This is a genomic window from Promicromonospora sp. NPDC019610 (genome assembly GCF_044389365.1).
Classification (GTDB): Bacteria; Actinomycetota; Actinomycetes; order Actinomycetales; family Cellulomonadaceae; genus Promicromonospora.
The window spans coordinates 892733-917218 of record NZ_JBIRXX010000001.1; the positions used below are offsets into that span (position 1 = coordinate 892733).

The following is a 24486-nucleotide window of genomic DNA, read 5'->3' on the forward strand; positions in this document are numbered from 1 at the left end:
AGGTCTGCCTGGGGGTTCGGCTCAGAGGGCCGCGATGAGCAGGCCGCCCAGCGCGCCGCCGGCCAGGGGGCCGAGCACCGGGACCCACGAGTACGCCCAGTCGCTCCCGCCCTTGCCCGGGATGGGCAGCACGAAGTGGGCGATGCGCGGCCCGAAGTCACGGGCCGGGTTGATGGCGTACCCGGTCGGGCCACCGAGGCTGGCACCGATGCCGAGCACGAGGAGCGCTGCGGCCAGCGGGCCCATGTCGCCCGGCCAGTTCGCGAAGGACAGGATGACGAAGACCAGCATGAACGTGCCGATGAGCTCGGTGATGAAGTTCCACGTGTACGAGCGGATCGCCGGGCCCGTGGAGAAGACGCCCAGCTTCACGGCCGGGTCGGCGTCCTCGTCGAAGTGCTGCTTGTACGCCAGGTACGCGAGGACGGCGCCCACGAAGGCGCCGCAGAGCTGCGCCACCCAGTAGATGAGCATGTTGCCGAAGTCGGCGGCGACACCCGGGGCGAACTCCTCGGCGCCGCTGGCCAGGATGCCGAGGGTGACGGCCGGGTTGATGTGCGCGCCGGACTTCAGCGACACGAAGACACCCGCGAACACCGCGAGGCCCCACCCGAAGTTGATCATCAGCCAGCCGCCGTTGAAGCCCTTGTTCTTGGGCAGGATGGCGTTCGCCACCACACCGGCACCGCCGAGGAGCAGGATCATCGTGCCGAGGAACTCCGGCACGATGATGTCCGTGAATGCGTTCATCGCTGACTCGCTTTCTGCCGACAGCTCTGTCGGCGTACGGAGGTAGTCCCGGCGGTCCCTTGGGGCGACCCGTCGGCTTGTGAGTAGGTGTGGTCCTTCGCTCTCCTAGTTGCGGAGCGGCTGCATGGCCGCCACGTCCGGTGTGGTCAGGCGCGCGCGCTCGGCGCCCTCGTCGTCAGGCTCCTGCGCGGCCTGGCGTTCTGCGTCGATCCGCGCCTGCCAGGCACTGATCTCGCGCTCGGTGTCCGCCGCGTCCCAGCCGAGCAGCGGGCCGACGACGGCGGCGATCTCGTCGGCCGCCGCCGTGCCGCTGTCCGCCACCTCGTAGACCAGGCGCGTGCGGTGCGAGAGCACGTCCTCCAGGTGGAGGGCGCCCTCGTGGCTCACCGCGTAGTGCACCTCGGCGCGCAGGTAGGCGGAGGCGTGCTCGAGCGGCTTGGCCAGCGACGGGTCGGCGTCGCACAGCTCCACGATCTCGGCGAGGTTGGCGCCGTACCGGTGCAGCAGGTGGTCCAGCATCGGGGGCGACCAGCCGAACCGCTTGCCCCAGGTGCGCGCCTGGCGCTGGACGGCGCGCAGCCCGACGGCGCCCGTGAGCGGGATCTGGTGCGTGATCGACGGGAGCGCGGCGGCGCGCTGCCCGATCGCGAAGTCCACGGCGTCCTTGGCCATGATCCGGTACGTCGTGAGCTTGCCGCCCGCGACGACGGTGAGGCCCGGCGTCGGAGATGCGACCGTGTGCTCGCGGCTGACCTTCGCGCTGCTCGTGCCCTCCTTGGTGCCCGGCTGCAGCAGCGGGCGCAGGCCCGCGTACGTGCCGATGACGTCTTCCCTGGTCAGCGGGTGCGCGAGCACCGCGTTCGCGTGGTCCAGCACGTAGTCGATGTCGGTGCTCGTGGCCACCGGATGGGTCGGGTCGAGGCTCCAGTGGGTGTCCGTGGTGCCGATGATCCAGTACCGGCTCCACGGGATGACGAACAGCACGGACTTCTCCGTCTGCAGGATCAGCCCGACGTGCCCCCGGATGCGCTCGCGCGGGACGATCAGGTGCACGCCCTTGCTGGCGAGCACGCGCAGCCCGCCCTCCGAGCCCGCCAGGGCCTCGGTGTCCTCCGTCCACACGCCGGTCGCGTTGATCACGGACCGTGCCCGGACGGTGATCTCCTTGCCCGTCTCCAGGTCCACGACCACCGCGCCGTTCACGGCACCGGTCGCGCCCTGCGTCAGGCTGACCACCTGGGTGCGGCTGGCGGCGTGCGCCCCGTAGCTGGCGGCCGTGCGGATCAGGGTCGCGACCAGGCGGGCGTCGTCGACCGACGCGTCCCAGTACTGGACGGCCCCGACGGCGGCGTCGTGCGCCAGGTCCGGGAACTTGGTCTCCATCTGGTGGCGGCTGAGGTGCCGGTGGAACGGCATCGGCCGGCGGCCGGGGGTCACGGTCGCGAGGACGTCGTACAGCGCGATGCCGGCGCCCACGTAGGCGCGCTCCCAGACGCGGTGCTCCAGGGGATACAGGAACGGGACCGGCCGCACCAGGTGCGGCGCGAGGTCCCGTAGCAGGAGGTCGCGCTCAGTGAGCGCCTCGTGCACCAGCTCGAAGTCGAGCATCTGGAGGTAGCGGAGGCCGCCGTGCACCAGCTTGCTGCTGCGGCTGGACGTGCCCTGCGCCCAGTCCTGTGCCTCGACGACGGCGGTCGACAACCCCCGGGTGACCGCGTCCAGGGCGATGCCGGCGCCGGTCACGCCGCCGCCGATCACCAGCACGTCGAGCTCTGCGGCGGGGCTGGCACTGGCTTCGAGCGCAGCCAGCGCCTGGGTCCTCGCTTCTGCGGTCAGGCGTGTAGAGGCCATGCGCCAAACTCACCACGCATTCCGTGACTTGGCAAGACCTTTGCCCTTGTGGCGAGGGTGTGTTGGGATGTTCTCTCGCTCACTTTCCGGTTTGCCAATCGTTTCACCAGGTACGGGGCGTGCGGGCGCGTCCGGATGTCACCCGCACGTCACCCGCCGCGCCTGCCCGCCGTAGTGTGTCGCCGTGACGACACCTGAGGCGCCGGCTGTGCCCGTGATCCGACCCGCCCTTCCGTCCGACGTGCGCACCATCCGCGATCTCGTCCAGCCGCTGAGCCAGGAGCGCATCCTCCGGCCGTACGAGATGGTCGGGTACTTCGAGGCGGTCCAGGAGTTCCTGGTGGCGGTCGACCCCGCCGCGCCGGACTCCGCCGTCGGCTGCGGCGCGCTGCACGTGATGTGGGACGACCTCGCCGAGGTGCGCACGCTGGCCGTGCACCGCGACTGGCGCGGTCGCAAGGTGGGGCACGCGCTGCTCGAGGCGTTGATCGAGCGGGCCCGCGCGCTGGGCCTGAGCCGGGTCTTCTGCCTCACCTTCGAGGTCGACTTCTTCGCCGCGCACGGGTTCCGGGAGATCGACGGCACGCCCGTGACGCCCGAGGTGTACACCGAGCTGCTGCGCTCGTACGACGAGGGCGTGGCCGAGTTCCTCGACCTGGCGCGCGTGAAGCCCAACACGCTGGGCAACTCGCGGATGCTGCTGGAGCTCTGACCCCGCGCTACCGGGTCAGGTGGACCCCGCGCTACCGGGGCAGGTGCAGGCGGCCGACGTCGTCCTGCTCGGCCAGGCCGTCCTCGACCAGGCCGGCGATCGCGCGGTCAAGCTGTGCCGGGTCGTGCCACAGGCCCGCGAGCAGCGCCCGGTCCACAGGTTCCGACGCATGCCGGAGCTCCGCCATCACCCGGCCGCGCGCCTGCCGGTCGGTGCCCGCCCAGGCCTGGGTGCGGCGCTTGTCGGCGTGCGCGTCCGGGGGCGAGCCGGCGCGGCGCCACGCGCACAGCCCGGCGACGGGGCACGCGCCACACTTCGGCGCCTTGGCGGTGCAGACCAGCGCGCCCAGCTCCATCGAGGCGGCGGCCCATCGCGCGGCCTCGGCGTCGTCCTCGGGGGCGAGCGACGTCGCCAGGGCCCGTTCGGCGGCCGTGTACGACGGCGCGGGCAGCGCCGACCCGCCGACCGCCCGCGCCAGCACCCGCCGCACGTTCGTGTCGACCACCACGGACCGCTTCCCGTAGGCGAACGCCAGCACCGCGGCGGCCGTGTACTCGCCGACGCCGGGGAGAGCGAGCAGCTCCGGCTCGGTGCGCGGCACCACGCCGTCGTGCCGCTCGACGATCGCCCGGGCGCACTCCTGCAGGCGCAGCGCGCGCCGGGGGTAGCCGAGGCGGCCCCAGGCGCGCAGGACGTCGGCGGTCGGCGCCCGCGCCAGGTCCGCGGGCGTGGGCCACTGCTCCAGCCACGCGTGCCAGGCGGGCTCGACGCGCACCACGGGGGTCTGCTGCAGCATGACCTCGCTCACCAGCACGCCCCACGCGGTGCGGTCCGGCGCCCGCCAGGGCAGGTCGCGCGCGGCGCCGTCGAACCACTGCACGACGCCGGAGCGCATCTCGGTACGTCGCGTCGCCTCCGCTGCTGTCACGGGGACTCATCCTGCCGCACGGGGGGTGGTCCGGCCGACCCGCTGGCTGGTGGTGGGCGGTGGGCGGGCAGGGTGGGGCCGGTGGGCGGGGCCGGTTGGCGGGGTCGGCGCCCGGCGGACACAGCCGGCGGGACGGCCGGCGGACACAGCCGGCGGGACGGCCGGCGGACACGGCCGGCGGGACGGCCGGCGGATGCGGCCGGCCGGGCCGTGAAGTAGGACATGTGACCGACTCGGCGGCGCGGCTGCCGCCCGGGCCGGGCGCGGAGTCGTACTTTGGTGCCGCGGCCGGCGGAGCGCGTCGGGCCGGAGGTGTCGCAACAGCTTCTGGGGGTCGAGCAGGTGGTCAGTGCGCCGGAACGGGCCGAGTGGACTCTGGGCCGCGTCGCCGTGGAGCAGCGCCCGTCCGGCAGACGCCCGCGCCGGCCGGGACGCCTGATCGCGGTGCTGGTCGTGGTGGCGCTGGGCGGGATCGGGGTCGCGGCGACGTGGCCGCAGCCGGACCCGCCGATCGTCGCCGAGAAGCTGAGCCCGCCGGAGCCCGTGGACCCGAACGCCGCGGCCGCGCCGTGCACACCCGAGGACCTCGACGTGGGGCTCGTGGCCGACCGCACGGCGGTCACGCCCGGGGTGCCGGTCAAGTTCACCGTGTCGGTGCGGAACACCGGTCAGGTGCAGTGCCTGGTCGAGGCTCCCCGGCACGGCCTCGCCGTCACCGTGTACGAGGGCGAGCTGGGCGAGCAGACGGCGGAGCGGGCCTGGTCGTCGGCGGACTGTGCCGACCAGGACGAGGAGCGGCTGCTGCTCCTGGGGCCGGGCGACGTCGACGTGACGAACGTGAGCTGGTCCGACGCGCGCTCGGCGCCGGGCTGCGCGGCCGGCCAGCCCAAGCCGACGGCCGGCGCGTACACGGCGCAGGTCACGCTCGCCGGTGTCGAGGGCGCGGCCAGCGACGTCGTGCGGCTGACGTACACGGTGCCGCAACCGTCCGGGTCGCCGTCGCCGTCCGGGTCACCGTCGGGCGGGGCGTCCGGATCGCCGTCGGGCGAGCCGTCCGGGGCCGCGTCGCCGAGCGGCTCCGGGAAGCCGGACACCGACGAGGGCGAGAAGCAGTGAGCGGATACCGGCGCGGAGCCGGCCACCGACGAGAAGGCTGAGCTGTCGAGCCCCTGAGCCCAGTTCTCCGGACCAACCAGCTGACTCGGCCGCATGCGGATGCCGAGTCAGGTGGTTGGTCGGACCAGGTCGCTGACTCGGCCGCATGCGGATGCCGGGTCAGGTGGGTGGTCCGACCAACCGGCTGACTCGGCGTCGCGGACCGGGCGGGAGTGGGTCAGACGTAGCGTTCGAGGATGCTCGACTCGGCGAGCCGGGACAGCCCCTCGCGGATCGTCCGGGCGCGCTGCTCGCCCACGCCGTCGACCGACATGAGGTCGTCCACGCTCGCGGCGAGGAGCTTCTGCAGGCTGCTGAAGTGGCCCACGAGCTGCTCGATGGTGACGCTCGGCAGGCGCGGCACCTTGGACAGGAGCCGGTAGCCGTGCGGCGCGACGGCGGCGTCCAGCGCGTCCCCGCCGCCCGGCAGGTCCAGGATCCGGCCGATCTGGCTCATGTCGAGCAGCTCCTGCGACGTGAGCGCGGAGAGCTCCGCCTGCACGTCGGCGAGCGTGCGGTCCTTGCGGCTGAGCACGTAGTCGCGGATCACGAACTCGCGGTCGGAGCCGACGTCGCCGATGAGCTCGTCGAGCTGCAGGGCGAGCAGGCGGCCGTCCACACCGAGCTCGATCACGTAGCCGGCGATCTCGTCGGAGATGCGGCCCACCATCTCGAGGCGCTGCACCACAGAGCACACGTCGCGCACGGTGACCAGGTCCTCGATCTCCAGCGCCGACAGCGTGCCGGAGACCTCGTCGAGGCGGGCGCGGTAGCGCTCCAGCGTCGCGAGGGCCTGGTTGGCGCGGCCGAGGATCGTGTCCGAGTCCTCCAGCACGTGCCGCTGGCCGCCCACGTAGAGGGCGACGATCCGCATGGACTGGCTCACCGAGATCACCGGGAACCCGGTCTGCTTGGCCACGCGCTCGGCCGTGCGGTGCCGGGTGCCGGACTCGGTCGTCTCTATCGTCGGGTCGGGCAGCAGCTGGACGGCGGCCTTGCGGATCCGCGTGGCGTGCCGGTCGAGCACGACGGCGCCGTCCATCTTGGACAGCTCGCGCAGGCGGGTGGCCGAGAAGTCGACGTCGAGCGAGAAACCGCCGGAGCAGATCTGCTCCACGACCGGGTCGAGACCGAGCACGATGAGCGCGCCGGTGCGACCGCGCAGGATGCGTTCGAGTCCGTCGCGAAGTTCGGTCCCGGGCGCGACGGCGGCCAGGGTCTCACGGAGCAGCTCGTCAGTGTGCGAGGAGGTCGTGGCCACGAAGAAATCCTACGCTGTGCCCTCGGGGCCAAGCAGTTGGTTTCATGAACCGGTCATCTGTCGTCCATCGTGTTGTCACCTCGACGGCCTAGGCCCTGCGCCCACTCCACCGCGTCGCGGATGTGCGTGGCCTCGACGAGCTGGAGCCCCTCGGGCGCCTTGACCCCGGTCCCGTGCGGTACGACGGCGTGCGCGAACCCCAGGCGGGCGGCCTCGCCCAGCCGGCGGTCCAGCCCGGCGACGGGCCGCAGGTCCCCGGCCAGGCCCACCTCCCCGACGGCGACGGTGGCGCCGGGCAGCGGCTTCCCCGTCCGCGCGGACACCAGCGCGAGGGCGGCCGCGAGGTCGGACGCCGGTTCGGTGATCCGGACGCCGCCCACCGTCGAGGCGTAGACGTCCTGGTCGGCGAGCCGCAGCCCGCCGTGCCGCTGGAGCACGGCGAGGATCATCGCCAGCCGGCTGGAGTCCACGCCGCTGGTCGCGCGGCGCGGGTTGTTCAGCGGGCTGGGCGCCACGAGCCCCTGCACCTCGACGGCGAGCGGGCGCCGCCCCTCCAGCGTGACCGTGATGCAGGAGCCGGCCACCCCCGTGCCGGCGTGCGACAGGAACAGACCGGAGGGGTCGGGCAGCCCCACGATCCCGTCCTCCGACAGGTCGAAGCAGCCCACCTCGTCCGTGGGGCCGTACCGGTTCTTCACCGCGCGGATCATGCGCAGACGCGAGTGCCGGTCACCCTCGAACTGGCATACGACGTCCACCAGGTGCTCCAGCGTGCGCGGGCCGGCCACCGAGCCGTCCTTGGTCACGTGCCCCACGAGGATGGTCGGGATCTGCCGCTCCTTGGCCACGGCGATCAGCGCGGCGGCGACCTCCCGCACCTGCGAGACGCCGCCCGGGGCCCCGTCCACCTGCGCGGACGCGATGGTCTGCACCGAGTCGACGATCAGCATGTCCGGCTGGTTGGCCTCCAGGTGACCCAGCACCGTCCCCAGGTCCGTCTCCGCGGCCAGCAGCAGGGTGCGCGAGAGTGCCCCGATCCGCTCGGCCCGCAGCCGCACCTGCCCGGCCGACTCCTCGCCGGTCACGTACAGCACCGTGCGCGGCGACTCGAACCCGTCGGGGCCCAGCGCGCCGTCGGCCACGTTGCTCGCGACCGCGAGCAGCAGGGTCGACTTGCCCACGCCCGGCTCGCCCGCGAGCAGGATCACGGCCCCGGGCACGAGACCGCCGCCCAGGACCCGGTCGAACTCGCCGACGCCGGTCGGGTTGGCGCGCGCCGACTCCACGTCGATGTCCGCGATGGGTCGGGCGGGCGCGCGAGCGGGGGAGACGGCGGCGGTGCGCGGGCCTGCCGCCGCCGGACCGTCCTCCGTCACGGTGCCCCACTCCTGGCACTCCCCGCAGCGGCCGACCCACTTCACGGTGGTCCAGCCGCACTCGGTGCACCGGTACGCGGGCCGGGCCTTCTTGGAGGTCGATGAGGTCACGAGGGGAACCGTACGTGCCACCACTGACACCGGCCGAAGATCACCCGCGCCGTACCCCCTCGGGCGGCCGCGGCCGGCGCCCCGGCCAGGTAGTTTGCGATCATGCCGGCCACCGACGGGCGCATGGTGCGCCCCGCCGGGTCGCGCACCCGCCGAGACCTCCCACCACCCGCACGCCCGCGCGGTGCGCCCCGTTCGACCACCCGCCCGGCCGCCCTCACGGTCGCGCTCGCCGCGGGGCTCGGGACCCTGCTGGTCTGGTGGGCGATGGTCACCACGTGGCCCGGGCAGCGGGTCGAGGAGCGGGTCTTCGTCACGGCCGACCTCTTCCAGGACGTCGTCAACCGGCCCGTGGAGCCCGTGCTGCTGCTCGGCTCGCCGCCGTGGCTCGTGACCGGCTTCCTCGCCGTGTGCGGCATCGGGCTGGTCCGGCGCAGGTGGGGCGTCACCGCCCTGGCCGCCGCCGTGATCCTCGGCTCGAACCTGACCACGCAGGTGATCAAGGACAACGTGTTCTACCGGGCCGGCCTCGTCGGCGAGTGGAACCGCGACGTCAACACCCTGCCCAGCGGCCACGTCACCGTGGTCGCGGCGGCCTGGGCCGCCCTCCTGCTGGTCGCGCCGCGCCGCTGGCGGCCGGTGGCGGCGCTCGCGGGTGCCGCCGTCACCTGCGCCATGGGGCTCGCGACGATCGCGGACCGCTGGCACCGCCCCTCGGACGTGGTCGCCGCCGTCCTGGTCGTGGTGCTGTGGACGGCGCTGGCGGCCGCCGCGACGCCGGCCGGGTGGGCGGACCGGCCCGAGGACGATCCCCTCGGGCGCGCCGTCCTGCCGACCCGCATCGTCGCGGTCGCGCTCGGTGTCGCCGCGGTCCCGGCCGCCGTGCTGTCGGTCCTGGCCGCCGCCGAGACCGAGGGGCGCCTCGGGTCCGGCCTGCCCTGGGACGCAGGGCTCACCGCGTACGCGGGCGGCCACCTCGCGGCGTGCGCGATCACGGCGACCGCGTTCGCGGTGCTGCTCCCGCTGTGCCAGGCGGCGACACGGCCCCGCTGAGCCCGCGACCCGCTGAGCCCGCGACCCCCTGAGCCCGCGACACCCTGAGCCCGCCGCGCCGCCGAAGCCACCCGCCCTCACCCGGTCCCGCCGGGCGTGCCTCCCTGCCGATGTCAGTGGCGCGACATAAGGTCTCGGATGAGCCATCGTGAGGTATCCGATGGACCTAGCACGGGGGAGCCAGACATGACCGACCAGCGCGTGAAGTCACCGCGCACCGGTGCGACCGCATCGGTGGCCGCGAGGAAGGCGTCGCCCGCCGTGTACCGGCGCCGTCGCCTCGTCGTGCTCGTGGGCGTGCTCGTCGTCGTGCTCGTGCTGGTCCTCCTGGCCGGCCTCGTGTGGCCCGGCTTCTGGCGCTCCACGGCCACGCCGGAGCCCGTGCCCACGGTGACCGTGACGGCCCCGGTGCCGACGCCCACGGTCAAGGCGATGGACCGCAGCGGCGACGAGACCGCGTTCCAGAAGGCCCTGCCGTCGGCGGTGCTGCAGCTCGCGCTCGGCTCGCTCACCGAGGCCAAGGAACCCAAGGGCGAGGGCGCGCTCGAGGCCTGGAACGCCGAGTACTCCGACGGCGACTCGGTCGAGGTCGCGGTCGTGGCGGGCCAGTGGGCCACGGACGACGAGGCGGCCACCGGCGCCGCGGCCTGGACGGCGTCCGCGGGCGAGGCCGAGCGGACGGGCGACGTCAAGGTCGGCAAGAAGGTCGTGGGGCAGTACGCGTTCGTGCCCGCCGACGGCGGCAAGACCGTGGTCGTGTGGCAGAACGGCACCGCCGTGCTCCGGGCGACCGGCCCGACCGACGTCATGGAGGACTTCTACACGGCGTTCCCCCTGTGACGGGGTCCCGGCCGGACCCGTCCGCGCACGGACGGGTGCGGCACCTCGTGCGTGCGCGCCGAGGGACAATGGTGTGGTGAACCAGCGACTTGCAGTGCTCGGGGCCGGGAACATGGGCGAGGCGGTGCTCGCGGGTGCGTTGTCGGCGGGCTGGGCCGCGTCCGACGTCGTCGCCACCGTGCGGACCGAGGCCAAGGCGCAGCACCTGCGCGAGACCTACCAGGTGGCCACCACCAGCGACAACGTCGCCGCGGTCCAGGGCGCCGGCATCGTGCTCGTCGGCGTGAAGCCCAAGGACGTCGGCGCGCTGCTCGACGAGATCGCGTCCGCGATCGACCCGGCCGCCGTCGTCGTCACCGTCGCGGCCGGCCACCCCACGGCGTTCTACGAGCGCAGGCTGCCGGCTGGCGTCGCCGTGGTGCGCACCGTGCCGAACACGCCCGCCGCGATCGGCGCGGGCATCACGGCGATCGCGCCCGGCGCCGCCGCCACGGAGGTCCACCTCGAGGCCGTCGAGCACCTGTTCGCCGGCACGGGCGCCGTGGTGCGCGCCGCGGAGAAGGACCTGGACGCCGTCTCGGCGATCTCCGGCTCGGGCCCCGCGTACGTCTTCTACGTGGCCGACGCGCTCGCCGAGGCCGGCGTGCTGCTCGGCCTGACGCGCGACGTCGCGCGGCGCCTCGCGATCCAGACGCTGCTCGGCGCGTCCCGCCTCATGGACGAGACGGGCGAGCACCCCGTCATCCTGCGCGAGAAGGTCACCTCGCCCGGCGGCACGACGGCGGCCGCCCTGCGAGCCCTGGACGACGGCGGCGTGCGCGCCTCGTTCCTGACCGCCGCCACCGCGGCGCGTGACCGCGCCCGTGAGCTGGGTGGATGATTCCTCCCGTGACCATCTCTCGACCCGCGACGACGCGGCCGCCGGCCATGGCCGACGTCGCCGCGCTCGCCGGCGTGTCCCACCAGACCGTGTCGCGGGTGCTCAACGGCCACCGGAGCGTGCGCCCGGCGACGCGTGAGCGGGTGCTGGAGGCGATCGCCGAGCTCGGCTACCGCCGCAACAGCGCGGCGCGCGCCCTGGTCACGGCCCGGTCGGCCACGGTGGGCGTGGTGACCACCGGGTCGCCGCTGTTCGGTCCGTCGAGCACGCTGATCGCGGTCGAGGAGGCGGCGCGGGAGCAGGGCTGGTACGTCAGCGTCGCGACGCTGCGGCAGTACGACGGCGCCACCCTGCACAAGGCCCTCGAACACTTCATGGACCAGGCGGTCGAGGGGATCGTGGTCATCGCGCCGCACAGCGACGTGGCGGACGCCGTGGAGTCGTTCCAGGCGCCCGTGCCCGTGGTCCTCATCGCCGCCCGCGAGCTCCAGCCCGACGTCCCGGTCATCCCGCTGTCCGTGGACCAGCGGGCCGGGGCGCGGCTCGCCGTGGAGCACCTGATCGAGCTGGGCCACCGCCAGATCCTGCACGTCGCGGGCCCGCTGGACTGGCTCGACGCCGTCGAGCGCGAGGAGTCCTGGCGCGCCGTGCTCACCGAGCACCGGCTGCCCGTGCCCGAGCCGGTCGTCGCGGGCTGGACCGCGGACCGCGGCTACATGGTGGGCCTCGACCTGGCGCAGCGTGTCCGGTCCGGCACCGGCCCCACGGCGGTCTTCGCCGCCAACGACCAGCTCGCGCTCGGCCTGCTGCGCGCCTTCTGGGAGTGCGGCGTCTCGGTGCCCGACGACGTGTCGGTGGTCGGCTTCGACGACGTCGACGGCTCCGGCCACTTCATCCCGCCGCTGACGACGGTGCGCCAGCCGTTCGTCGACCTCGGCCGGCGGAGCGTCGCGCTGCTCCTCGCGGCGGTCGACGGCGGCCGGCCCGCGGCCGAGCTGATCGCGCCCGAGCTGGTGGTGCGCAGGAGCGCGGCCTCCCCGCGCGCCTGACCGCCCCGGACGCCCCGCATACCTTTCTCAGAACGTTGCCGCAGAGGACGTTGACACGTCCGCGAGGCAGTGGCAGAGTCACCGCGCACGAGGATGTTTACGTTCACATTCCCGTCGTCGGGCAGCGTCGTCCGGCGTGTTCCAGGACATAGCCGTCCAGGTGAATCCGGACGCCGTCGTCCGGGGAAAGGGGTGTGGCCGTGCCCGGTCGCCGCCCACCGAGCCGCCGCGTCTCCGCAGCGGGCTGGAGTTTCGTGACGCCCTTCCTGGTGGTGTTCGCGCTGTTCATCGTGACCCCGCTGGTCTACTCCATGTACCTGAGCCTGTTCCGCAACCAGCTCATGGGCGGAACCACCTTCGCGGGGTTCGCCAACTACGTGACCGCCTTCACCGACCCCAAGCTGTGGGACGGCGTGGGCCGTGTCGGCCTGTTCCTGGTGGTGCAGGTGCCGATCATGCTGGGGATCGCCCTGATCGCCGCGCTCGCGATCGACAGCGGCCGCCTGCACGGCAAGAGCTTCTTCCGCGTGGCGCTGTTCCTGCCGTACGCCGTGCCCGGCGTCGTCGCGGTGCTCATGTGGGGCTTCATGTACGACGACCGGCTGGGCCTCACCGGCAGCGTGAACGACCTGGTGGGCTTCCCGCTCATCGACCCGTACACCAAGCAGTGGATCCTCACCGCGATCGGCAACATCGTGACCTGGGAGTTCGTGGGGTACAACATGCTGATCCTGTACGCGGCGCTCAAGACGGTGCCGCTCGAGATCTACGAGGCGGCGGCCATCGACGGCGCCAACCAGTTCCGCATCGTCCGGTCGATCAAGATCCCCGCCGTCCGCGGGGCGCTGGTGATCGCCACCATCTTCTCGATCCTGGGCAGCTTCCAGCTCTTCAACGAGCCCACGATCCTCAAGCAGATCGAGCCCGCCCTGATCTCGACGTACTACACACCGAACATCTATGCCTACAACCTGAGCTTCGTGGGCAACCAGGTGAGCTACGCCGCCACGGTCGCGATCGTGATGGGCGTGGTCACCGCCGTCGTCGCCTACGTGGTGCAGCTCCGCGGGACCCGGAGGGAGATCTGATGGCCGGCTACTCGTACCTCCGCCCGCGCAGGTCGATCACGCTGACCGTCCTGATGGCGGCGCTGCTGATCTACTCGATCCTGCCGCTCACCTGGATGCTGTTCAGCGTCACCAAGACCCAGCCCGAGCTGCTCAGCTCGTTCGGCCTGTGGTTCTCGGGCGACTTCGCGTTCTTCGACAACGTGCGGGACGTGCTCACGCACGACGACGGCGTCTTCCTCAAGTGGTTCGCCAACACCCTGGTCTACGTGGTGGTGGGCGCCGGCGGCGCCACGGTCCTCGCGACCGCCGCCGGGTACGGCCTGGCCAAGTACCGGTTCCGCGGCCGGAACGCCGTGTTCGCCGTCATCCTCGGGGCGATCGCCGTGCCCGGCACCGCGCTCGCCGTGCCCACGTTCCTGCTGTTCAGCCAGTGGGGCCTGACCAACACCATGTGGGCGGTGATCCTGCCGTCGCTCGTCTCCCCGTTCGGGCTCTACCTCATGTGGGTGTTCTCGGCGGAGGCGGTGCCCACCGAGATCCTGGAGGCGGCCCGGGTCGACGGCTCCGGCGAGTGGCGCACGTTCTTCACCATCTCGCTGCGCCTGCTGGCGCCCGGCATCGTCACGGTGGCGCTGTTCGCGATCGTCGCCACGTGGAACAACTACTTCCTGCCGCTGATCATGCTCAACGACCCCGATCTCTACCCGCTGGTGCTGGGCCTGTACCAGTGGCTGGCGGATGCGTCGGGCATCGGCGCCCAGCCGGTGTTCAACTTGGTGATCACGGGCTCGTTCCTGACGATCGTGCCGATCGTCGTCGTGTTCCTCGTGCTCCAGCGGTACTGGCAGTCCGGCCTGAACGCGGGCAGCGTCAAGGCATAGGCGAGGTCGGCCCCGCCGACGTCGAAAGACCTGAACTACAACGATGTGGAAGAAGGAAGACCATGACCATCACCCGTAACCGCCGGGTCGCGCTCGGCGCCCTGACCGCTCTGCTGGCAGCCTCGCTCACCGCCTGCTCGGGTGGCGGGGACGACAACGGTGGCGGCGGCGCCTCCGAGGGTGCCAACGCCGACGAGATCGAGGCCGCGCTCCAGGAGGGCGGCAGCATGACCTACTGGACCTGGACGCCCCAGGCGGAGACGCAGGTCGCGGCCTTCGAGAAGGCATACCCGAACGTCGACGTGACCCTGGTGGACACCGTGGGCGCCGGCGACGCCAACACCAAGCTGCAGAACGCGATCGCCGCCGGCGACGGCGTGCCCGACGTGGTGCAGATCGAGTACCAGTCCATCCCGCAGTTCCAGCTCCCCGGCCAGCTCGTGGACCTCACCGCGTTCGGGTTCGCCGACCTGGAGGACCTGTACACGCCGTCCACCTGGGGCGCCGTCTCGCAGCAGGGCATCTGGGGCCTGCCGCAGGACTCCGGCCCCATGGCGTTCTTCTACAACCAGGACGTGTTCGACGACGCCGGGGTCGAGGTGCCCACGACCTGGGACGAGTACATCGAGGCCGCGCGCACCATCAAGGAGAACGACCCCGACACCTGCATCGGCAACGACAGCGGCGACGCCGGCTTCACCACCAGCATGATCTGGCAGGCCGGTGGCAAGCCGTTCCACACCGAGAACGGCGCCGTGACCATCGACCTGGCTGACGAGGGCACCACCAAGTGGGCCGACATGTACCAGCCGCTCATCGACGACGAGCTGCTGTGCCAGCTCCCGGGCTGGAGCGACGAGTGGTACCAGGCCCTGAACGACGGCACCATCGGCTCGGTCGCGCTCGGCGCATGGATGCCCGGCATCCTGGAGGACGGCGTCCCGGACGGCAAGGGCAAGTGGCGCGTCGCCCCGATGCCGACCTACGACGGCACCCCCACCAACGCCGAGAACGGCGGCAGCGCCGAGTCCATCCCGGGTGCGGCGGAGAACAAGCTGCTCGCCGCCGGCTTCCTCAAGTGGCTCAACTCCAGCGACGAGTCGATCGACGCCTTCATGGCGACGGGCGGGTTCCCCGCCACCGTCAAGCAGCTCGAGTCCGAGGAGTTCCTGGGCTACGAGTCGGAGTACTTCGGCGGGCAGAAGATCAACGAGGTGCTCGCCGCGGGCGCGGCCGACGTCAACGAGGGCTGGCAGTACCTGCCGTGGCAGTCGTACGCGAACAGCATCTTCGCGGACACCGTGGGCCAGGCCTACCTCGACAAGTCCTCGCTGCTGGACGGCCTCGCCGCCTGGCAGGAGGAGAACGTGTCGTACGGCACCGAGCAGGGCTTCGAGGTGAACGGCGGCTGACGGACCCCCGCCCCGCACGTGTCAGACCCCCAGGTCCCTCGGGTGACCTGGGGGTCTGACGCGTGCGGGGGACCGGCTTGGGTACAGCGTTGTAGGCAGGTATCGTGTGAGCGCTAACATCGCCGAGGCGGTGAGCGGGCTGCCCTCAGGGCGGCCGAACGACGGAGACACGAGCTACGCCTCGCGACGGTGCGGGCAGGACGGAGCGGTCCACGATGGTGGAGCGGCAGGACGAAGGAGCGGGTCAGCTCGCCGGCCACCGGGAGGCGATCGAGCAGGGGCGCACCGCTCTCGGCATCGAGCTCGGCTCCACCCGGATCAAGGCGTGCCTCGTCGGACCGGACAACGCGCCGCTCGCGAGCGGCAGCCACGACTGGGAGAACCAGCTCGTCGACGGCGTGTGGACCTACTCGCTGGAGGCGGTCCGGACCGGCCTGCAGGAGTCCGTCGCCGCGCTGCTGGCGGACGTCGAGCGCCAGTACGGCGTACGGCCCACCACCGTGGGCGCACTCGGCGTCTCGGCGATGATGCACGGCTACCTGGCGTTCGACGACGCCGACGAGCTGCTGGTGCCGTTCCGCACCTGGCGCAACACCACCACCGAGCGTGCGGCCACGGAGCTGACCGGCCTGTTCGGGCACAACATCCCGCTGCGCTGGTCGGTCGCGCACCTGTACCAGGCGATCCTCGACGAGGAGGCGCACGTGCCGCGGGTGCGGCACGTCACCACGCTGGCCGGGTACGTGCACCGGCTCCTGACCGGGCGGCACGTGCTCGGCGTGGGCGACGCCTCGGGCATGTTCCCGATCGACCCGGCGACCAAGGGCTACGACCGGCGGATGCTGGCGCAGTTCGACGAGGCGGCCGCCGGCCACGGGTTCGGCCGGGGCATCGCGGACCTGCTGCCCGGCGTCCTGCCCGCGGGGGCGGACGCCGGCGTCCTGACCGAGGAGGGCGCCGCCCTGCTGGACCCGAGCGGCACGCTCCGCCCGGGCATCCCGCTGTGCCCGCCCGAGGGCGACGCCGGAACAGGCATGGTGGCGACCAACTCGGTGGCGCCGCGCACCGGCAACGTGAGCGCCGGGACCAGCATCTTCGCGATGGTCGTCCTGGAGAAGCCGCTGGAGCGGGTGCACGACGAGCTGGACCTCGTCACCACCCCCGCCGGCGACCTCGTGGCGATGGTGCACTGCAACAACGGCGCCAGCGAGCTGGGCGTCTGGGCCGAGGTGTTCGGCCAGTTCGCGGCCGCCCTGGGGCAGCCGGCCGAGCCGGGCGCCGTCTTCGAGGCGTTCCTGCGGTCCGCCCTGGACGGCGACGCCGACGGCGGCGGCCTGCTCGCCTACAACTACCTGTCCGGCGAGCCCATCACCGGCCTGGAGGCCGGCCGGCCGCTGTTCACCCGCATGCCGGACAGCCGGCTCACGCTGGCCAACTTCGCCCGCACGCAGGTCTACAGCGCGTTCGGCACCCTGAGCCTCGGCATGCGCGTGCTCGCGCAGGAGCAGGTCGAGCTGGACGCGATGTTCGCGCACGGCGGCATGTTCAAGACCGAGGGCGTGGCCCAGCGCCTGCTGGCCGCCGCGCTCGGCGCGCCGGTGGCCGTGGGCCGGACGGCGGGCGAGGGCGGTGCCTGGGGCATCGCCGTGCTGGCCGCCTACCGGGCGTCCGCGGCCGGCGCGGCCGCCCCGGCGCAGGACCTGGGCGAGTACCTGAGCACCGAGGTGTTCGCGGACGCCGCGCTCGACGTCGTCGAGCCGGACGCCGACGACGTGGCGGGCTACGCCGCCTTCCTGGAGCGCTACAGCGCGGGCCTGGCGGTCGAGCGCGCCGCCGTCGCCGCGCTCCGCACCCGAGACACGACGCAGGAGAGCGACTGATGAGCAAGACACTGACCGACTACTCGGCGGCCGTCCAGGAGGAGGTGGCGCGCGTGCGCGCCGTCGTCTCGGACCTGCACGCGGAGCTGCCGCGCTGGGACCTCGTGGTCTGGACCGCGGGCAACGTGTCGCAGCGGGTGCCGAACACCGACGTGCCGGACGGCAGCGCCGACCTGTTCGTCATCAAGCCGTCGGGCGTCTCCTACGACGACCTGACGCCGGCCGACATGGTGGTCTGCGACCTCGACGGCAACCTCGTGGACGGGACCCGCGCGCCGTCGTCGGACACCGCGGCGCACGCCTACGTGTACGCGCACATGCGTGAGGTGGGCGGCGTGGTGCACACGCACTCCACGTACGCGACGGCCTGGGCCGCGCGCGGCGAGGAGGTGCCGTGCGTGCTGACGATGATGGCCGACGAGTTCGGCGGGCCCGTGCCCGTGGGGCCGTTCGCGATCATCGGCGACGACTCGATCGGCCGCGGCATCGTCGAGACCCTCAGCGGCCACCGCAGCCCCGCCGTGCTGATGCAGAACCACGGCCCGTTCACCATCGGCAAGGACGCGCGAGCGGCCGTGAAGGCCGCCGTGATGGTCGAGGAGGTGGCCCGCACGGTGCACGTCGCCCGGCAGCTCGGCGACCCCCTGCCGATCGAGCAGCAGCACATCGACGCCCTCTACGACCGCTACCAGAACGTCTACGGCCAGCAGGCCGCGACCACCACGGAAGGACAGGCATGACCACCAAGCCCTACGCGGACCGTGAGGTCTGGTTCCTCACCGGGAGCCAGGACCTCTACGGCGAGGAGACCCTGGCCCAGGTCGCGGAGCAGTCCCAGGAGGTCGCCCGCGCCCTGGACGCGTCGTCCGACGTGCCGGTCAGGGTCGTGTGGAAGCCCGTCCTCAAGGACTCGGCCGCCATCCGCCGCGCCATGCTGGACGCGAACGGCGACGACAACGTTCTCGGCGTCGTCACCTGGATGCACACCTTCAGCCCCGCGAAGATGTGGATCGCCGGCCTGGACGCGCTGCGCAAGCCGCTGCTGCACCTGCACACGCAGGCCAACGTCGAGCTCCCCTGGGACGAGATCGACATGGACTTCATGAACCTCAACCAGGCCGCGCACGGCGACCGGGAGTACGCGTACATCGCGACCCGGCTCGGCGTCGCGCGGACGACGGTGGTGGGGCACGTCTCCAGCCCGGCCGTCACCCGCCGGGTGGGCACCTGGGTGCGCGGCGCGGCCGGCTGGGCCGCCACGCACGAGCTCACGCTGGTCCGGTTCGGTGACAACATGCGCAACGTCGCGGTCACCGAGGGTGACAAGACCGAGGCCGAGCTGCGGTTCGGGGTCTCCGTGAACACGTGGGGGGTCAACGAGCTGGTCGCGGCGGTGGACGCGGTCGAGGAGTCCGCGGTCGACGCCGTCGTCGCGGAGTACGAGGCGAAGTACGACGTCGCCCCCGAGCTGCGCGCCGGCGCCGAGCGGCACGAGTCGCTGCGGTACGCCGCGCGCCAGGAGATCGCCCTCGAGGGCTTCCTGGAGGCGGCCGGCGCCAAGGCGTTCACCACCAACTTCGAGGACCTCGGCGCCCTGCGCCAGCTCCCCGGCCTGGCGGTCCAGCGCCTGATGGAGAAGGGCTACGGCTTCGGCGCCGAGGGCGACTGGAAGACCGCGGTGCTCGTCCGTGCGGCCAAGGTGATGGGGCTCGGCCTGCCGGGCGGGGCGAGCCTCATGGAGGACTACACCTACGACCTCACCCCCGGCTCCGAGCTCATCCTCGGCGCGCACATGCTGGAGGTCTGCCCGTCGCTGACCACCACGACGCCGCGCATCGAGATCCACCCGCTCGGCATCGGCGGCAAGGAGGACCCGGTCCGCATGGTCTTCTCCGCGGACGCCGTCGAGGGCGCCGTCGTGGTGTCGCTCGCCGACATGCGCGACCGGTTCCGCCTCACGGCGAACGTGGTCGACGTCGTCACGCCGCCGCGCGACCTGCCGAACCTGCCCGTGGCCCGGGCCATGTGGGCGCCCCGGCCGTCGTTCGAGATCTCCGCGGAGTCGTGGCTGACGGCGGGCGGCGCGCACCACACCGTCATGTCGACCGCCGCGGGCATCGAGGCGTTCGAGGTGTTCGCGAACATCGCGCGCACCGAGCTGCTGGTCATCGACGAGGACACGACGCGCCGCGGCTTCGCCGACCAGGTGCGCCACAACGCGGCGTACTACCGACTGGCCCAGGCCCTCTGACCCCACGCCCCCCTTCGTTGAGTGCGGGCTATTTGTTGCTCCCAAGCCCTCTGAGCAACAAATAGCCCGCACTCGACGAACGAGGGCGTGTGCGAGCAATGTCCGGAACGTGCCAGTTGGCTTGTTCCGTTCCGTTACTGGGGCAAACGAGACAGACTCGTTACTGGAATGTGACGTCCTCCACTTTCGGTCCGTATTTGTGAGCGCTAACATTCCAACGGGCACCACGCCGCTACACCCGCACGATGCCGTGCGGGATCTCAAGGAGGAGACATGGCACGCACGACCCTGACCCGTACCGTTCTGGCCGCAGCGTCGGCAGCCGCGCTGTTCGCACTCGGCGCGTGCAGCTCGGACGCCGGCACGCAGTCCGGCGGTGGTGGCGAGACCGGCGCCGCCGCTGACGACGGCGTCATCACGCTCGGTTTCTCGCAGGTCGGCGCGGAGTCCGGGTGGCGCGCCGCCAACACCAAGTCGATCCAGGACACGCTCACCGCGGAGAACGGGTTCGACCTGAAGTTCTCCGACGCGCAGCAGAAGCAGGAGAACCAGATCCAGGCGATCCGCTCCTACATCACGCAGGGCGTGGACGTCATCGCGTTCTCCCCGGTGGTCGAGACCGGCTGGGACGCCGTGCTCCAGGAGGCCAAGGCCGCCGGCATCCCCGTGATCCTCACGGACCGCGCCGTCGACTCCAGCGACGAGACCCTGTACGAGTCGTTCATCGGCTCCGACTTCGTCAAGGAGGGGGAGACGGCCGGCGAGTGGGCCGTCGAGCAGTACGACGGCGAGGGCTACAAGGCCGTCGAGCTCCAGGGCACCACCGGCGCCGCGCCGGCGATCGACCGCAAGGAGGGCTTCGAGTCCGCCATCGAGGGCTCCGACATCGAGATCATCGACAGCCAGACCGGCAACTTCACGCGCGCCGAGGGCAAGACCGTCATGGAGGGCTTCCTCAACGCCCACGACGACATCGACCTCGTGTTCGCGCACAACGACGACATGGGCCTCGGCGCGATCGAGGCGATCGAGGCCGCCGGCCTGACGCCGGGCGAGGACATCAAGATCATCACGATCGACGCCGTCAAGGACGGCATGCAGGCGCTCGCCGACGGCAAGATCAACTACATCGTCGAGTGCAACCCGCTGCTCGGCCCGGACCTGGCGGACATCGCCAAGAAGGTCATCGCCGGCGAGGAGGTCGAGAAGCGCATCGTCGTCAAGGACGAGGCGTTCGACCAGGAGGCGGCGAAGGAAGCGCTGCCCACCCGCGAGTACTGACGCCCCTGCCGCCACCCCCGCGCTCGTGAGCCGCGTCCGCCGGTCGAGCTTGTCGAGGTCCGGGTCTCGACAAGCTCGACCAGCGGGTGGGCCCGCAACCCGGGGACCACGTAAGAAGGTCGAGGATGACCCAGCAGACCACACCACCCGTCGTCGAGATGGCCGGCATCAGCGTCGAGTTCCCACCGGTCAAGGCCCTCGACGGCGTCGACCTCAGCCTGCGGCCCGGTGAGATCCACGCCCTCATGGGCGAGAACGGCGCGGGCAAGTCCACCCTCATCAAGGCCCTGACGGGCATCCACTCGCCGACGGCGGGGACCATCCGCGTCGACGGCGTCGAGCGGCGGTTCAGCGGCCCGGCCGACGCCCGCGCGCACGGCGTCAGCACCGTGTACCAGGAGGTCAACCTCTGCGAGAACCTCACGGTCGCGGAGAACATCATGCTCGGGGCGGAGCCGCGGGTGCTGGGCGGCCTGAACTGGCGGGCGATCCGCCGGCAGGCGGCGACGCACCTGGAGCGGATGGGCCTGGACATCGACCCGGCGTCGTCCCTGGGGTCGCACTCGCTGGCGGTGCAGCAGCTCGTGGCGATCTGCCGGGCCACGGTGGGCGACTGCAAGGTGCTCATCCTCGACGAGCCCACCTCCAGCCTGGACACGGACGAGGTCGAGCACCTGTTCACGGTCATGCGCGCGCTGCGCGCGGACGGCGTCGCGATCCTGTTCGTGAGCCACTTCCTGGACCAGGTCTACGAGGTCTCCGACCGGATGACGGTGCTGCGCAACGGCACCCTCGTGGGGGAGTACGTGACCGCCGACCTGCCCGCCGCGGAGCTGGTGCAGCACATGATCGGCCGGTCCATGGACGTCCTGGAGGCCGCGGAGGAGGTGCTGGAGCAGGCCGAGCGCCCCGCCGACACCACCCCGTTGCTGCAGGTGGTCGGCCTGGGCCGCAAGGGTTCGGTGCAGCCGTTCGACCTCGACCTGTTCGAGGGGGAGGTGGTCGGCCTCGCCGGGCTGCTCGGCTCGGGCCGCACGGAGCTGGCACGCCTGCTCACGGGCGCCGACCGGGCCGACGTCGGGCAGGCCCGCGTGTCCGGGCGGCCGACGCGCCTGCGCAACCCGCGCGCGGCGATGCGCCACCGCATCGCGTACACGTCCGAGGACCGCAAGGGCGAGGGCGTCGTGGACGGCCTGACCGTGCGCGAGAACATCGTGCTCGCGCTCCAGGCGGAGCGCGGCTGGATGCGACCGCTGCCCCGCAAGCAGGTGGACGAGCTGGTCGCGCGGTACATCAAGCAGCTCGGCATCCGGCCCGCCAACCCGGAGGCGCTGCTGCGCAACCTGTCCGGCGGCAACCAGCAGAAGGTGGTGCTCGCGCGGTGGCTCGCCACCGCGCCGAAGCTGCTGGTGCTGGACGAGCCGACGCGCGGCATCGACGTCGGCGCCAAGGCGGAGATCCAGAAGCTGGTGGCCGAGCTGGCCGCCGACGGCATGTCCGTCGTCTTCATCTCCGCGGAGCTCGAGGAGGTGCTGCGCATCTCGCACCGCATCGCGGTGCTGCGCGACCGGCGCAAGGTGGCGGAGATCGACGGAGGAGGAGCCACGATGGACCAGGTGGTCGACCTCATCGCGGGAGGTGGGGCAGCATGAGGGACGTCCTGCGCCACCACCTGTTCTGGCCCGTGGCCGCGCTCGTCGCGCTGCTGGTCGCCAACACGGTCGCCCGGCCCAGCTTCCTGGCGGTCACCGTCCGGGACGGCCACCTCTTCGGGGCCCCGATCGACATCCTGCGGACGACGGCGCCCCTGCTGCTCGTCGCCCTCGGCATGACGCTGGTCATCGCGACGCGCGGCATCGACCTGTCGGTCGGCGCGGTGGTCGCGGTCTCCGGGGCCGTCGCGCTGTCGCACATCGCGTCGTCGCCGAACCCGGACTCTCCCGTCACGGTGCTCACCGCGATCGCGCTGGCCCTGGCGCTCTGCCTGGTGCTGGGCGTGTGGAACGGGTTCCTGGTCTCGGTGCTCGGCATCCAGCCGATCATCGCCACCCTCATCCTCATGACGGCGGGCCGCGGCGTGGCCATGCTGATCACGGGCGGCATGATCACCACGGTCAACAGCGCGCCGTTCAAGGTGCTGGGCTCCGGGTTCTGGCTCGGCCTGCCCGTGGCCGCCGTCATCGCGTTCGGCGTCTTTGCCGTGGTCGCGTTCGTCGTGCGGCGCACTGCGCTCGGCATGCTGCTGGAGGCGACGGGCATCAACCCCGCCGCCAGCCGGCTCTCCGGCGTGCGGTCGCGGACGCTGACCTGGACCGTGTACACGGCGTCGGGCCTGTTCGCCGGCCTGGCCGGCCTGCTGATCAGCGCCGACACCATGGCGGCCGACGCCAACAACGCCGGCCTGTTCATCGAGCTCGACGCCATCCTCGCGGTGGTGATCGGCGGGACGGCGCTCTCGGGCGGCAAGTTCAACCTGTCCGGCACCCTGGTCGGCGCGCTGGTCATCGCCACCCTGGAGCGGACCGTCACCGTGCTCGGCATCTCGCCGCTGGTCACGCCCCTGTTCATGGCGCTGGTCGTGATCGCCGTGACCCTGCTCCAGTCGCCCCGGATGCGGGAGCGGCTCACGGCCGCGCGCCGCCGCCAGGTCATGGCACCGACCGAGCCGCCGCCCGCCGCCCGCCCCGACCCGTCCCCCGACTCGACGGAGGTGAAGGCCTGATGACGACGTCGGCCCCCACCCGTACCCCGCGCGCCCGCCGCGGGCTGCGGCTCCCCACCCGGCTGGACCGGCGCTACCTGCCGGTGCTGGGCACGTTCGTGGTGCTCGCCCTCATGCTCATCGTGGGCGGCACCCGGTACGAGAACTTCCTGACGCCCGCCGTGATCTCCAACCTGTTCATCAACAACGCGCACCTCATCGTGCTCGCGGTGGGCATGACGTTCGTGATCCTCACGGGCGGTATCGACCTGTCGGTCGGGTCGGTGCTGGCGCTGTCCACGGTGATCACCGCGGCGCTGCTCCAGGCCGGCTGGCCGGTGGGAGTGGTGATCCCGCTCGCCGTGCTCGCCGGGACGGTGATCGGCCTGGCGCACGGCGTGATGATCCACTACTTCCAGGTCCAGCCGTTCGTCGCGACCCTCGCGGGCATGTTCCTCGCGCGCGGACTCTGCTTCCTCATCGCGCCGGAGTCCATCGCGATCGACAACCCGGCGTTCATCGAGCTGGCCACCTGGGTGCAGATCTTCGGCGAGTGGCGCATGACCTCCAGCGTGCTGATCGCGCTGATCGTGGTGGGCCTCGGGTTCCTGGTGCTGCACTTCACGCGGTTCGGTCGCACGGTGTACGCGATCGGCGGCGGCGAGCAGTCCGCGCTGCTCATGGGCCTGCCCGTGGCCCGCACCAAGGTGCTCGCCTACGTGGTGAGCGGCACCTGCGCCGGGCTCGGCGGCCTGCTGTTCGCGATGGCGTTCCGGTCCGGCTACTCCCTGACCGGCGTGGGCATGGAGCTCGACGCCATCGCCGCCGTCGTCATCGGCGGCACGCTGCTCACCGGCGGCACCGGGTTCGTGCTCGGCTCCGTGCTCGGCGTGCTGGTGCTCGGTCTGATCCAGACGATCATCACGTTCGAGGGCACCCTCAGCTCCTGGTGGACCAAGATCGTGATCGGCGTGCTGCTGCTCATCTTCGTGCTGCTCCAGCGCGTCCTGAGCCTCCGCCGCACGTAACCAACCCCCTGACTCG

Annotated in this window: 21 protein-coding genes; 16 read left to right on the forward strand and 5 right to left on the reverse strand. The window is 72.2% G+C overall.

Annotation, left to right across the window (positions count from 1 at the left end):
- Positions 1–21: 21 nt before the first annotated feature.
- Positions 22–750 (reverse strand): MIP/aquaporin family protein, encoded by a 729-nt coding sequence (locus ACH45N_RS03880; protein ID WP_397391340.1) that lies wholly within the window; start codon positions 748–750, stop codon positions 22–24.
- Between the two features lie 105 nt (positions 751–855).
- On the reverse strand, positions 856–2601 hold the full coding sequence (locus ACH45N_RS03885) for an FAD-dependent oxidoreductase (RefSeq protein ID WP_397391342.1): 1746 nt from the start codon (positions 2599–2601) through the stop codon (positions 856–858).
- A gap of 184 nt (positions 2602–2785) precedes the next feature.
- Here ACH45N_RS03885 and ACH45N_RS03890 point away from each other — a divergent pair, with 184 nt between their 5' ends.
- On the forward strand, positions 2786–3313 hold the full coding sequence (locus tag ACH45N_RS03890; RefSeq protein WP_397391344.1) for an amino-acid N-acetyltransferase: 528 nt from the start codon (positions 2786–2788) through the stop codon (positions 3311–3313).
- A 31-nt stretch (positions 3314–3344) separates the two neighbouring features.
- Here ACH45N_RS03890 and ACH45N_RS03895 read toward each other — a convergent pair whose 3' ends face one another.
- Positions 3345–4208: an A/G-specific adenine glycosylase gene (locus tag ACH45N_RS03895; protein ID WP_397393791.1), complete on the reverse strand. Its 864-nt coding sequence runs from the start codon at positions 4206–4208 to the stop codon at positions 3345–3347.
- Between the two features lie 345 nt (positions 4209–4553).
- Between ACH45N_RS03895 and ACH45N_RS03900 the strand changes: the two genes are divergently transcribed.
- A complete protein-coding gene (locus ACH45N_RS03900) occupies positions 4554–5357 on the forward strand; it encodes a hypothetical protein (RefSeq protein ID WP_397391346.1) in 804 nt (267 codons plus the stop codon).
- Between the two features lie 217 nt (positions 5358–5574).
- On the opposite strand, the gene disA is transcribed toward ACH45N_RS03900, so the two are convergent.
- Both disA and radA read right to left on the reverse strand, forming a co-directional pair.
- Positions 5575–6657: a DNA integrity scanning diadenylate cyclase DisA gene (disA, locus tag ACH45N_RS03905; protein WP_285100798.1), complete on the reverse strand. Its 1083-nt coding sequence runs from the start codon at positions 6655–6657 to the stop codon at positions 5575–5577.
- A gap of 53 nt (positions 6658–6710) precedes the next feature.
- Positions 6711–8144, reverse strand: a complete 1434-nt coding sequence (radA, locus tag ACH45N_RS03910) for a DNA repair protein RadA (protein WP_397391349.1) — start codon at positions 8142–8144, stop codon at positions 6711–6713.
- A 102-nt stretch (positions 8145–8246) separates the two neighbouring features.
- On the opposite strand from radA, the gene ACH45N_RS03915 reads away from it, so the two are divergent.
- From ACH45N_RS03915 to yjfF, 14 genes are all read left to right on the forward strand, one after another.
- Positions 8247–9197, forward strand: a complete 951-nt coding sequence (locus tag ACH45N_RS03915) for a phosphatase PAP2 family protein (protein WP_397391351.1) — start codon at positions 8247–8249, stop codon at positions 9195–9197.
- A 186-nt stretch (positions 9198–9383) separates the two neighbouring features.
- Positions 9384–10037 (forward strand): hypothetical protein, encoded by a 654-nt coding sequence (locus ACH45N_RS03920; protein ID WP_397391353.1) that lies wholly within the window; start codon positions 9384–9386, stop codon positions 10035–10037.
- A 76-nt stretch (positions 10038–10113) separates the two neighbouring features.
- Entirely contained in the window at positions 10114–10917 is an 804-nt protein-coding gene (gene proC / locus ACH45N_RS03925; protein ID WP_397391355.1) for a pyrroline-5-carboxylate reductase, read from the forward strand.
- Between the two features lie 47 nt (positions 10918–10964).
- Positions 10965–11966: a LacI family DNA-binding transcriptional regulator gene (locus ACH45N_RS03930; RefSeq protein ID WP_397393793.1), complete on the forward strand. Its 1002-nt coding sequence runs from the start codon at positions 10965–10967 to the stop codon at positions 11964–11966.
- A 194-nt stretch (positions 11967–12160) separates the two neighbouring features.
- The gene (locus ACH45N_RS03935) at positions 12161–13054 is read left to right on the forward strand and encodes a carbohydrate ABC transporter permease (protein ID WP_397391357.1); all 894 of its coding nucleotides are present in this window, start codon (positions 12161–12163) and stop codon (positions 13052–13054) included.
- The gene (locus tag ACH45N_RS03940; protein WP_397391359.1) at positions 13054–13917 is read left to right on the forward strand and encodes a carbohydrate ABC transporter permease; all 864 of its coding nucleotides are present in this window, start codon (positions 13054–13056) and stop codon (positions 13915–13917) included. Before ACH45N_RS03935 ends, ACH45N_RS03940 begins: the two co-directional genes overlap by 1 nt.
- A gap of 62 nt (positions 13918–13979) precedes the next feature.
- Positions 13980–15329, forward strand: coding sequence for an ABC transporter substrate-binding protein (locus ACH45N_RS03945; protein ID WP_397391361.1), 1350 nt, complete (start codon positions 13980–13982; stop codon positions 15327–15329).
- Positions 15330–15544: 215 nt separating this feature from the next.
- The gene (locus tag ACH45N_RS03950) at positions 15545–17209 is read left to right on the forward strand and encodes a xylulokinase (RefSeq protein WP_397391363.1); all 1665 of its coding nucleotides are present in this window, start codon (positions 15545–15547) and stop codon (positions 17207–17209) included.
- Positions 17209–17949: an L-ribulose-5-phosphate 4-epimerase gene (locus tag ACH45N_RS03955; RefSeq protein WP_397391365.1), complete on the forward strand. Its 741-nt coding sequence runs from the start codon at positions 17209–17211 to the stop codon at positions 17947–17949. Before ACH45N_RS03950 ends, ACH45N_RS03955 begins: the two co-directional genes overlap by 1 nt.
- Positions 17946–19460 carry an L-arabinose isomerase gene (araA, locus tag ACH45N_RS03960; protein ID WP_397391367.1) on the forward strand — a complete coding sequence of 505 codons (1515 nt, stop codon included), beginning with the start codon at positions 17946–17948 and terminating at the stop codon, positions 19458–19460. Before ACH45N_RS03955 ends, araA begins: the two co-directional genes overlap by 4 nt.
- A 273-nt stretch (positions 19461–19733) precedes the next feature.
- Positions 19734–20741, forward strand: a complete 1008-nt coding sequence (locus ACH45N_RS03965; protein ID WP_397391369.1) for an ABC transporter substrate-binding protein — start codon at positions 19734–19736, stop codon at positions 20739–20741.
- Positions 20742–20866: 125 nt separating this feature from the next.
- Positions 20867–22393, forward strand: coding sequence for a sugar ABC transporter ATP-binding protein (locus ACH45N_RS03970; RefSeq protein ID WP_397391371.1), 1527 nt, complete (start codon positions 20867–20869; stop codon positions 22391–22393).
- Complete coding sequence (locus ACH45N_RS03975; protein WP_397391373.1) at positions 22390–23463, forward strand: ABC transporter permease; 1074 nt, start codon at positions 22390–22392, stop codon at positions 23461–23463. Before ACH45N_RS03970 ends, ACH45N_RS03975 begins: the two co-directional genes overlap by 4 nt.
- On the forward strand, positions 23463–24470 hold the full coding sequence (yjfF, locus tag ACH45N_RS03980; RefSeq protein WP_397391375.1) for a galactofuranose ABC transporter, permease protein YjfF: 1008 nt from the start codon (positions 23463–23465) through the stop codon (positions 24468–24470). The genes ACH45N_RS03975 and yjfF overlap by 1 nt, the downstream gene beginning before the upstream one ends.
- The last annotated feature ends 16 nt before the right edge of the window (positions 24471–24486 follow it).